At 68.7% G+C, this 10627-nt stretch carries 8 protein-coding genes; 5 read left to right on the top strand and 3 right to left on the bottom strand.

All coding sequences use genetic code 11. The annotated features are described in order from the left end of the window. Positions 1–256: 256 nt before the first annotated feature. Together AC1DO7_RS35315 and AC1DO7_RS35310 are read right to left on the bottom strand one after the other, a co-directional pair. On the bottom strand, positions 257–784 hold the full coding sequence (locus AC1DO7_RS35315) for an A24 family peptidase (RefSeq protein ID WP_441612578.1): 528 nt from the start codon (positions 782–784) through the stop codon (positions 257–259). A gap of 113 nt (positions 785–897) precedes the next feature. Beyond that, a complete protein-coding gene (locus AC1DO7_RS35310) occupies positions 898–1083 on the bottom strand; it encodes a Flp family type IVb pilin (RefSeq protein WP_441612577.1) in 186 nt (61 codons plus the stop codon). A gap of 1244 nt (positions 1084–2327) precedes the next feature. Between AC1DO7_RS35310 and AC1DO7_RS35305 the strand changes: the two genes are divergently transcribed. After that, positions 2328–3422: a YjgN family protein gene (locus tag AC1DO7_RS35305; protein WP_441612576.1), complete on the top strand. Its 1095-nt coding sequence runs from the start codon at positions 2328–2330 to the stop codon at positions 3420–3422. Positions 3423–3465: 43 nt separating this feature from the next. Beyond that, positions 3466–4632 carry a M48 family metallopeptidase gene (locus tag AC1DO7_RS35300; protein WP_477117179.1) on the top strand — a complete coding sequence of 389 codons (1167 nt, stop codon included), beginning with the start codon at positions 3466–3468 and terminating at the stop codon, positions 4630–4632. A gap of 50 nt (positions 4633–4682) precedes the next feature. Here the strand turns inward: AC1DO7_RS35300 and AC1DO7_RS35295 are convergent, their stop codons facing one another. Next, a complete protein-coding gene (locus tag AC1DO7_RS35295) occupies positions 4683–5723 on the bottom strand; it encodes a LysR substrate-binding domain-containing protein (RefSeq protein WP_441650446.1) in 1041 nt (346 codons plus the stop codon). Between the two features lie 77 nt (positions 5724–5800). On the opposite strand from AC1DO7_RS35295, the gene AC1DO7_RS35290 reads away from it, so the two are divergent. From AC1DO7_RS35290 to AC1DO7_RS35280, 3 genes are all read left to right on the top strand, one after another. After that, a complete protein-coding gene (locus tag AC1DO7_RS35290; protein WP_477117178.1) occupies positions 5801–7132 on the top strand; it encodes an MFS transporter in 1332 nt (443 codons plus the stop codon). 117 nt (positions 7133–7249) lie between these two features. Then, the gene (locus tag AC1DO7_RS35285) at positions 7250–9550 is read left to right on the top strand and encodes a spermine/spermidine synthase domain-containing protein (RefSeq protein ID WP_441612572.1); all 2301 of its coding nucleotides are present in this window, start codon (positions 7250–7252) and stop codon (positions 9548–9550) included. A gap of 67 nt (positions 9551–9617) precedes the next feature. Beyond that, complete coding sequence (locus AC1DO7_RS35280; RefSeq protein ID WP_477117177.1) at positions 9618–10613, top strand: phosphatase PAP2 family protein; 996 nt, start codon at positions 9618–9620, stop codon at positions 10611–10613. Positions 10614–10627 lie beyond the last annotated feature (14 nt).

Genomic DNA, 10627 nt, shown 5'->3' with positions numbered 1-10627 from the left:
GCGCCATGCGGCGCGGCGCGCCGGATGGCCGCCTGGCGGCGGTGGGCCGGCGGGGCGGGGGCCCGCGGCGATGCGGTGGGTGGGTGCTCGCGCATGATGGTTCTCTCCCGTTCCGGCCCGTCGTCAGCGGCGGTGCCGGTCGTTCTGGTGGCTCTTGCCGTTCTCGTTGCCGCGTCGTGCCTGCTGTGTATCCAGCGCTGTGTTTTTCTTTTTTTCTTTCTTTTCTTTTGTTCTTCCTGCCCCCGGGGCGCGCGTTTCAGACCGCGCCCGTCATCACCATCAGCACGCCGCCCGCCATGGCCACGGCGTAGGGCAGGCGCGCTGCGGTCGTCAGGTTGTCCTTGCCCGCCACGTCGGCGCGCAGGCCGAAGGGCAGCCACAACAGCCGGGCGCACAGCCCGGCGAAGGTCTGGCGCGCCTGCTTGCGCGCCAGCACGATGATGAGGGCCAGCAGTCCGCCCATGGCGAAGCTGGCCACGGCGATCTGCAGCGCCGCCGCCGCGCCGACGAAGGCGCCGATGCTCGCCATCAGCTTGGCGTCGCCGGCGCCGACGGCGCCGAGCATGTACAGCACGAGGAACGGGCCGAGGCCGGCGAGCGCGCCGGTCAGCCAGGCCTGCGTCCCGTGGAGGAATCCATGCAGCGCGACCTGCAGCACCAATGCCACCATCAGGCCCGCCCCAACCAGCCAGTTCGGGATGCGGTGGCTGCGCAGGTCGCTGGCGGCGGCGATGCCGACCAGGGTGAGCAGGCATCCGCTGGTGAGTGGGTCAAAGGTGCTCATGGCATTCTCGTGGCGGCAAGGGGTGGCGGCGCGATGCGGGTATCCGGCTTGAGCGTCCTGACGCGCGGCCCGGCCGGCTCGGCTGTGCCGGCCGGGGCGCGCTTGCCACGGTCTCAGGCGGCGGCCGCCGTCAGCGCGACCTGGATCCGCGTCCAGATCCTCCCGACCGCGGTCGCGAGCGTCGGGCCCGATACGATCATGACCAGCGCCACGAATGCCAGCAGCAGTGCATATTCGACCCCCGCTGCGCCGTCTTCGTCTTGCGCAAAACGCTTGATGCCTTCGAACATGGAGTTCATGTCCTTCTCCTTTACGTCATGGTTCAAGGGGAAAAAGCGCCCGCTGAGAATCGGGCACAAGATTCGGCCGGTGGTGCCAGCCGTGGCCAAGCCAGAGGGTTCGCCGATGTCGCGAGCGTGCCGGCGCAACAGCGATGCATGGATCGCTGCCTCCCCGTAGCGCTGCGCGACAAGGCGGGCCTCCCGGCTCCACCAGTCTCCAGGGGACCTCATGACCGTGACCAGCCGGCGGGTCCTCACCCGGCGCATCGCCGCTTGCTGCGGCTTGTTGCGCTGGTAGGTGCCGCGGACCGGTTCTGTCCTCCCTCAGGAACCGGTCCGCGCCTGAAAATGCTGCAAGACTGCTATTGATCGCCGCCGCGGTGTGTCGCAATTCGCCGCTGCGGTGTGGGCCATGGATATAAAGTTGCGCTGGCCCTGCGCCAAACCTCCCCGCGAAGCGGCTGCCCTGTCACGGCAACCGCTTCCCCCCCGTTTCAACTCGTTTGTCGTGATGCCGGGGCTGGTGGATTGCACCGCCTTGGTCCTGGCATCCTCGGCGTACCGTCTATCCCTGCTTTCGGTCGCTCTGGTCTTTGTAACGGGGAATAGAGCGACGAACATGCCAGCGCAGCTAAGTGCCTGATTTGATTGGTGATGTTTTTGGGCCACTTGTTACAGACCGATTTTCTTGTAACAGGATGTTTCCTTGTTGTTACTGCTCCGGAGCCGTTGCGGGCCCGGAAAAGTCAATTGTGCTGCCCAGGGAGTGACGCAATGGGCGTGTGGCGGCACTGAAAAGTGCGCAATGCGCATTGCGGGGCCTGGCTTTCGGTGAAGCGCCACCGGGCAGGCGAGGGTAATCGCGCAGCGGTATCCGGGTGGTGGAGCAGTCGCCGCACGGCCGCGCGATTGGTTGCACGCGCGATACGGCTTTGCGGGGTTCAGGTATGGCCGCGAAGGCACGCGATGCCTTCCGCATGCCCGCGGGCGCGCCGGAGAGGGGCGGCAAGGATGACCTGGGCGGCAAAAGATGTAGCCGGGAGGGGCGCGAATGTGGGCCGCCCCACATTGGCCATTAAGTTTTCTCGCTCTGTTGGATGAGGCGGGAACTTCTTGCATCGCATCCTGGTTACGCTCGTTTTGGTTGCAATCCTGATACATTGCTCGCCGTAGTGACGGCTTAGGAATATCGTCGCGCGGCCAGTGAGGCGCGCAGTCCGCCCGGACGGACACAACTTGCGGTTTTCAAGGGAGAAGCCAGCATGCAGGACAATCAGAACAACAACGATTTCCCGGCGCCGCCCGCGGCCGCGCCTGCCGCGACCGCGGGCTTCAGCCAGCCGCGGCCGCTGCGCTTCGAGTTCATCGGTTCGGGCTCGGAGTACTTCCGCATCTGGATCGTCAATGCGCTGCTGACCATCGTCACGCTCGGCATCTACTCGGCGTGGGCGAAGGTAAGGACCATGCAGTATTTCTATCGCAACACGCGGCTCGACGGCGCCAGCTTCGACTATCACGGTCGTGCCACCGCCATCCTCAAGGGGCGCGCCATTGTGTTCGGCCTGGCCATGGTGTTCCAGTTCACCAGCCATATTTCGCTGCTGCTCTCGCTGGCGCTGGGTCTCGCGCTGGCCGTGGTGTTTCCGCTGCTGCTGGTGAGGTCGCTGCGCTTTCGCATGGCCAACTCGAGCTATCGCGGCCTGCGCTTTGCCTTTACCGGCGGCGACGCCGAGGCATACAAGGTATTCCTGCTGTGGCCGGTGCTGACGGTGTTGACGCTGTACGCGCTGGCGCCGCTGGCGCACCAGCGCTTCAAGCAGTATCAGCACAACCACACGCGTTTCGGCACGGCGCCTTTCGCCATCGATGCCACGGCGGGCAGCTTCTATGGTGTCTACCTGCGAGCTTTTGGCGTGATGGTGGCGGTGGTGGTGCTCGCGAGCCTCGCCGGCACCGCGCTCGGCGGTGGCCTGGGCGCAAGCAGGGGTGCCGTGGTGATGGCTTTTGCCATGGCCGCCGGCGGTTTCTACCTCGCGCTGCTGGCGGTCGGGCCATACTTCATGGCACGCCTGCAGAACCTGGTGTGGAACCACACCACGCTGGCGCCGCACGCGTTCCGCAGCGAGGTGAAGGCGAGCCGGCTGTTCTTTATCTTCGTCACCAACATGATCGCCAATGTGCTGACGCTGGGCCTGTTCATGCCATTCGCCAAGGTGCGCTCGATGCGCTACCGCATCGAAGCCATGACCATGCTGGCGGCGGCGCCGCTGGATGCCTTCGTGGCCGGCGAGACCGAGCAGGTCGGCGCGCTGGGCGATGCGGCGGTGGACTGGTACGACATCGACATCGCGCTCTGAACCACCTTGCTCTTCTTTGTCACCTAAGGACGCCAGGGCCCCGATGCCGGATTCCTCCCAAGCCCAGGCGGCTGCTCCGGTAGCCGCCACCTATTTCGATGGCCGCTCGTCGCGCGCCCATGCGGTCCGCTTGTCGATCGAAGGGCGCGAGGCGGTACTGCGCGAAGCCGGCGGCACGGTGCTGCGCAGCGCGCCGTTGTCGACGCTGCGTGTTTCCGAGCGGGTCAAGCGCGCACCGCGCCTGGTGACATTTGCCGACGGCGCGTTCTGCGAGATCACCGACCACGCCGGCCTGGCCGCGCTGCTTGCCGTCAGCGGCCATCGCGAGGGCTGGGTGGTGCGCGCGCAGAATAGCTGGCGGCTGGCCTTGTTGTCCGTGCTCGGGCTGGCGGTGGCGCTGGTGCTGGGCTATTTCCTGGTGTTGCCGTGGGGCGCCCGCATGGTCGCGCGCAGCGTGCCCGCGGCGCTGGAAGCGCGGCTCGGCGAGGCCACGCTGGCCGGCATCGACAACGGCCTGCTCATGCCGTCCGCCTTGCCCGCGGCGCAGCAGGACCGCATCCGCGCGGACTTCGCGGCGCTGCGGCGTCCGCCCGATCCCGGGCACCAGTACCGCATCCTGTTTCGCCGCGGCGGCCGGCTCGGTGCCAATGCGCTGGCCTTGCCGGGCGGCACCATCGTGGTGACCGACGAGCTGGTGAAACTGGCTGGCACAGGCCCCGGGCTGATGGGGGTGCTGGCCCACGAAGCCGGGCATGTGGCGCAGCGCCACGGCCTGCAGCAGATCTTGCAGGCCTCCGCGGTGGGGGCGCTGGCGGCTTACTTCTTCGGCGACTATTCCAGCGTGCTGGCGGGCGTGCCGGCGGCCATGCTGACGCTGCGCTATTCGCGCGACCACGAGCGCGCGGCCGATGCCTACGCCGTCGAAGTCATGCAGCGCAACGGGCTGCCGGTGGCGGATTTCGCCGATGTCCTGCAGGCGCTGGAAAGCGCGCACAAGCGGGAGGTGGATGCGCAGGTGGCCGGGACGGGGGYCGGCGCGCAGGGCGGTGCTTCGGCGGGCAGCGGCGAACGCGAGACCAAGCGCGAGCGGCGCAGCCGCCGTGCCGCCGAAGACAGCGGCGAGGACGACGACAATGGCTTCTTCGCCACCCACCCGCTCACGCGCGAACGCATCGAGGCGCTGCGCGCGGCGCAGCGGGCCCAGCATTAGTGGCTAATATTGGTGCCCAGCACTAGGGCCGCGCCGGAGCAGCCCCCGGGCTAGACGGCAGCGGGCCGGGCAGCTTCCGGCGGCGACGGGGCCGCCACCTGTTCCTGCAGCCAGGCATGGAATTGCTGGATGGTCTTCTCGCGCGGATTGGCCTCGCGCCATGTGACCCAGTAGTGAAGGCTGGAGGGGATGCGCGTGGTGCCCAGCTGCACCAGCTCGCCGCTGGCGATATAGTCGCGCGCCAGTTGCAGGCGCGCGGTCGCTGCGCCCAGTCCGGCCACCGCCGACTGCAGCATCATCCCCGCGTCCTGGAAGATCGGCCCGCGCTCGGGCTCGCTGGCGGGCAGGCCGGCGGCCTCCAGCCAGTCGCGCCACGGCCGCAAGGCAAAGCGCAGCATCGGCAGGCGCGGCAGGTCGGCCAGCGTGAAGCCGGGGTAGCGCGCCAGCAGCGCCGGGCTGGCCACCGCGACCACGTGGTCTTCGGTCAGGTTGTGGCAGGCAAAGCCGGGCAGGTCCACGCGCTGGTGCCAGATGCCCACGTCCACCGAGTAAGGATCCGGCGGGCTGATCTCGGCGTGCAGTCGCAGGTGCAGGTCCAGCCCCGGCATGATGGCGTGCAGGCTGGGCAGGCGGCGGATCAGCCAGGCATTGGCCAGGTCCGCCATGACGCTGACTTCGAGTTGCACCACCTGCGGCGCGCAGCCGTTGCTGGCTTCGCGCAGGCCGTCTTCCAGCTCGGCCAGGCCGTCGCGGATGCGCGCGGCCAGGCGCGTGCCCACATTGGTGGGCACCATCAGGTGCGCGGTGCGCTGGAACAGCTTGGTAGCCAGGTTGTCCTCCAGCGCTCGGATATGGTGGCTGATGGCACTGTGGGTCAGGGACAGTTCTTCCGCCGCGCGCGAAAAACTGCGGTGGCGGGCGGCGGCTTCCATGGCGCGCAGTGCCTGCAGCGCGGGCAGGTGCGGTGTCGTGCGCGGGCGCGTGGCGCCGGGTGCCAGCGTGCATTCGGGCTCGCCGGCCGCGGCCGTGGAAGCGGCGGGGGCAGCCGGGGGCGTTGCCGGACGGGCGGGTTTGGGGGCTCGGGAAGTCATTGCCGTCAAATTCTACTCACAATTGCGGCAGGTATCTTTCGTTGGCCTTGCACCTCGAGACTGAGGACAATGCGGAGATGAATTCTGCCAATCCCGCTTCTTCCGCTTCTTCTGCTTCCTCCGCTTCCTCCGCTTCCCCGGCGCCCCGTGCCGCGAGCCGGCCCGGGCCCGCCCTGCCGCGCGATGCCGGCATGCGCTGGCGCGTACTCTGCATTTTCTCGCTGGGTTTCCTGGTTTCCTATATCTTCCGGGGCGTCAACCTGGGCTTCGCGCCGCACCTGATCCGCGAGATGGGCCTGAGCGCCGCCGATCTCGGCCTGCTGACCAGTTTCTATTTCCTGGGCTTCGCCTGTGCCCAGATTCCGGCGGGGCTGCTGCTCGACCGCTTCGGCCCGCGCCGCACCGAGGCGGTGCTGCTGCTGGCCGCGGTGGCGGGTGCGCTGGKGTTTGCCAGCGCACCCAATATGGCCACGCTGGCGGCCGGCCGCCTGCTGATCGGCATCGGCGTGTCGGTCTGCCTGGGCGCCGCCATCCAGGCACTGTCGATCTGGTTCCCGCTGTCGCGCATGCCGCTGCTCAACGGAGTGGTCATGGCCATCGGCGGCCTCGGTGCCGTCGTGGTGGGTGCGCCACTGGGATGGCTGCTGTCCTGGACGGACTGGCGCACGGTCAGCTACGGCCTGGCCGGCCTGACGCTGGCCATGGCCGCGCTGCTGTGGTTCGCGGCCCCCGAGGCCGGCGGCGCGGGCAAGCAGCGCCTGGCCGAGCAGTTGCGCGGCACCTGGCAGGTATTCCGCAACGAGCGATTCCTGCGCGTAGTGCCGCTGGCGCTGCTCAATCAGGGCATCTTCCTGTCGGTGCAGACCTTGTGGGTGGGCGCCTTCCTGCGCGATGTGGCGGGCTATTCACCGGAGCAAGGCGCGCGGCTGGTGTCGGTGATCGGCTTCGCCATGATGGGCGGCTGCGTGTTCGCCGGCTGGGCCGCGCGGCACCTCGAGCGCGCCGGGCTGAGCCTGTACGCCTTTGCCGGCCTCGGCATGAGTGGCTTTATCGTGGTCCAGTGCCTGATCATCGCCGGCGTGCCGCTGCCGCCGGCATTGATGTGGGCCGCCTACGGCGTGTTCGGCTCGAGCGGCATCCTGGCCTACGCCGTGCTGGCGCGCAGCTTCCCCGACGCACTGATCGGCCGCGCCACCACGGCGCTGACCCTGACGGTTTTTCTGGCGACGTTCGCCTGCCAGGTCGGTGTCGGCCTGGTGCTCGATCTCTGGCCGGCCACGGATGGCCGCTATCCGGCACAGGCGCACCTGACCGTCTGGGGYGGCCTGGTGGCGCTGCAGGTGGCCGCCGCGGTCTGGTATGCGCTGGGTAGCAAGCGGGGCGCCGCGCCGGCAGCAGCGGGGCGCTAATACTTTGGAATGACCCCCTAAAGAGCGATGCCGTGGCAGCGCGCCATGGCATAGAGTGGCCCAAAAGGCTTTCCGGCGGGCGCAGGCCCGACTGGACGGCTCCAAGGGGGAGGGTCTATGAAGCCGAGCAATCCGGTTGCCGGTGCCATGCCAGCGGCGGGTGCCAATCCTGGTATCGCCGCGCACGAAGCCTTGCGCTGGCGGCATGCGCTCTGYGTTCTCTTCTTCTTTTCGGGATTCCCGGCGCTGATCTACCAGTTGATCTGGCAGCGCGCGCTGTTTCGCATCTTCGGCGTCAATATCGAATCGGTGACGATCGTCGTCACGGCTTTCATGCTGGGACTGGGGCTGGGCAGCCTGGCCGGCGGCCTGCTGTCGAGGCGGCGCGGGCTGCCACTGCTGCCGCTGCTGGCGGCGATCGAGCTGCTCACCGGCGCGTTCGGGCTGGTCTCGCTCGATATCTTCGACTGGGCCGGTTCGCTGGCGCTCGGCATGCCGCTGGGCGTGACGGCACTGGTCGCGCTGGCGCTGGTGCTGGTCCCCACGCTGCTCATGGGCGCGACATTGCCGGTGCTGGTCGGGCACCTGGCGCGCCGTTCCGGCAATGTGGGCGGCACCGTCGGACTCCTTTACTACGTCAATACGCTGGGTGCCGGCGTTGCGTGCCTGATCAGCGCCGCTGCGCTGTTTCCCTTCCTCGGCATGCAGGCCGCCGTCCATGTGGCCGTGGCGATCAATGCGACCGTGGCGGCCGGCGCGCTCGCGGTGCACTGGCTGGTCGGCGACGCGCCCGATGCCGCGGCGGCGCAGGCGCGGCAGGGCGTGTCCGCCGCGGTTCCCGCGGCCACGCCGGTCCTGCGCTTCTGTGCGGTTTCGATCCTGGCCTGCGCCGGCGGGGCAATCTCGCTGTCGTACGAAATCTTCTTCTTCCGCGCGGTGTCCTATGCCACCGGCGGCAGCGCCTCGGCCTTTGCGCTCACGCTGGGCGTCTTCCTGCTCGGCATTGCGTCGGGCGCGCACCATGCGGGGCGCTGGTGCCACGGCGCCGCGGAGCAGGGGATGCAGCGGCTGGCAATCAGCCTGCTCGTGGCGAATCTCGCCGGCTTGCTGTTCCTGCCCATGCTGGCGCACCTTGTCGCGTCCGGCGTGGTGCTGCTCTGCGCGATGTGCCTGGTCGTGTTCTGGGTGGCGCGGGCGTGGGGGGCACTGTTGCCGTGCCTGGCGCACTGGGGCGTGGCCGCCGATCACCACGCCGGCATGCGCACGGCACTGCTCTACCTTGCCAATATCGCTGGCTCGGCGGCCGGCAGCCTGCTTACCGGCTTCGTACTGATGGAGTATCTCGGCCTGCTCGGCATCGCGGTGGTGCTGGTCTGCGCCGGCGTGGCATGTTCCTTCCTGCTCGGCGCGTGGCTGCCATTGCCGGCCGGCTCGCGGCGGTGGCAGACCGCCGGTGCCGGCGCGCTGTGGGCGCTGGCGGTAGTGGCCTTGCCCGCCTTCGGCGGTGGCGCGCTGGAGAGCCTGCTCTGGAAAGACGCTCCCGATCCCAAGGGGCCCTTCGCACACGTGATCGAAAACCGCAGCGGCATCATCACGGTGGACCGCGAGGGCACCGTGTATGGCGGCGGCATGTATGACGGCCGCTTCAACGTCGACCTGCGCCACGACACCAACGGCATCATCCGTCCCTATGCATTGAACCTGTTCCACCGCCATCCGCGCGATGTCCTGATGGTCGGCCTGTCGTCCGGGTCGTGGGCGCAGGTGATCGCCAACAACCCGGAGGTGCGTTCGCTGACCATCGTGGAGATCAATCCCGGCTATGTGGACCTGGTGGCGCGCATGCCGGCCGAAGCCTCGGTGTTGCGCAACCCCAAGGTGACGATCGTTGCCGACGACGGTCGTCGCTGGCTGCGCATGCATCCCGACCGGCGCTTCGATGCCATCGTGTCGAACACCACGTGGCACTTCCGGGCCAACACCACCAACCTGCTGTCCTCGGAGTTCTTGCGGCTTGCCGGCGATCATCTGGCGCCGGGCGGCGTGCTCTACTACAACACCACCGATTCGCCGCGGGCGCAGCGCACGGCCTGCCTGTCATTCCCTCACGGGGCGCGTTTCAAGAACCATGTGGTCGTATCGCGCGAGGCGCTGCCGTGGGATTTCAAGCACTGGAGCCGGACGCTCGCAGCCTATCGCATCGACGGCCGCCCGGTGCTGGACGCGGGCAGCGGCCAGGGCGCGCGCATCGTCGACGCCATGCAGGCGGACTGGCATGCCGCGCACGCCGGCAGCCGGTCCGGCCCCGGCAATACGATCGAGGAGTGCGCCAGTATCCTGGCCCGCACGACAGGACTGGCATCGGTCACCGATGACAATATGGGCAGCGAGTGGCGTCATCTGATCGGGCTCGACTGAATGCATGACGCAGGCGGTGCGCCTGTCGGCGAAGGGGGCCGGCAGGCACCAGACCGGGGGAATTGACATGGTATCCGGCACGGCGCTCTGGACGCGCGGCGACACCGTCCGCTGGGGTTCGATCCTGGCGGTGCTGGCCGTCGACGCGCTGTGGCTGCGCCTGAGCGGCCGCTCGCTCGCCGCCGAGGCGCTCGAGAGCCGCCTGCTGGCGTTTGYCGTGCTGGGCACGCTGTGCGGCTTGCTGATGCTGGCGGCCAGGGCTTCGGCGGCACGCGGCGCGTCTGGCCGGCAACGGTTGGCGGCGCTGGCGGCGATGATGCAGGCGCTTGCCTGGCTGGTGCTGTTCCTCAATGGCATGTGCGTACTGTCCTACCTGCTGGTCACGATGGCGCCGCCGCTGATCGATGCGCGGCTGGCCGCCATCGATGCCGCCCTTGGTTTCAGGTGGCCCGCGGTGCATGCCTGGGTGCGCGCGCATCCGGACCTGAGCGGCGTGCTGCAGTGGTGCTACGAGGGCGGGCGCATGCAGTTGCTGCTGGTGCCGCTGGCGATCGGCCTGTTTGGCCCGGCCGAGCGCCTGCGCGAGTTCCTTTCCTGCATGATGATTTCGCTCGCGCTGGTGCTGCTGATCTCCACGCCGCTGCCGGCCAGCGGCGCGTACTACTTCTTCGGCCACCTGGGCGGGGTGTCGCCGGCGGAGCTGGCGCAGTATTCCCACTTCGCGCCGCTGCGCGACGGCAGCCTGCGCGTGTTCGATCTCAACACCGCGCAGGGGCTGGTGTCGATGCCGTCGTTTCACACCGTCATGGGCCTGGTCTTTATCCGGGCGATGTGGTGGTCGCGGCTGGCACGGTTCGCGGTGCTGCCGTTCAACGTGGTGATGATCCTGTCCACGCCCAGCCAGGGCGGGCACTACCTGGTGGACGTGCTGGCCGGCGTGGCAGTGTGGGCGGCGACTTTCCTGCTGGTGCGCGCCTTGCACCAGGCGCGCGAGCCGCGGCCATGGCGCGCGGCGCTGCCCGCCGTGTCTTTGGCGCGCCCGCGCGGGGCGATGGAAAACTAGTGCGCTGCCGCTGT

It is taken from the genome of Cupriavidus sp. 05N40 (assembly GCF_056397305.1).
The sequence above is the reverse complement of the archived record's forward strand: the minus strand, read 5'-3'. Positions and strand labels throughout refer to the sequence as shown.

Excerpts from the sequence above, each read along its gene's own strand:
- AC1DO7_RS35315 (WP_441612578.1), bottom strand. The coding sequence starts at position 784 with ATGAGCACCTTTGACCCACTCACCAGCGGATGCCTGCTCACCCTGGTC.
- AC1DO7_RS35305 (WP_441612576.1), top strand. The coding sequence starts at position 2,328 with ATGCAGGACAATCAGAACAACAACGATTTCCCGGCGCCGCCCGCGGCC.
- AC1DO7_RS35295 (WP_441650446.1), bottom strand. The coding sequence starts at position 5,723 with ATGACTTCCCGAGCCCCCAAACCCGCCCGTCCGGCAACGCCCCCGGCT.
- AC1DO7_RS35310 (WP_441612577.1), bottom strand. The coding sequence starts at position 1,083 with ATGAACTCCATGTTCGAAGGCATCAAGCGTTTTGCGCAAGACGAAGAC.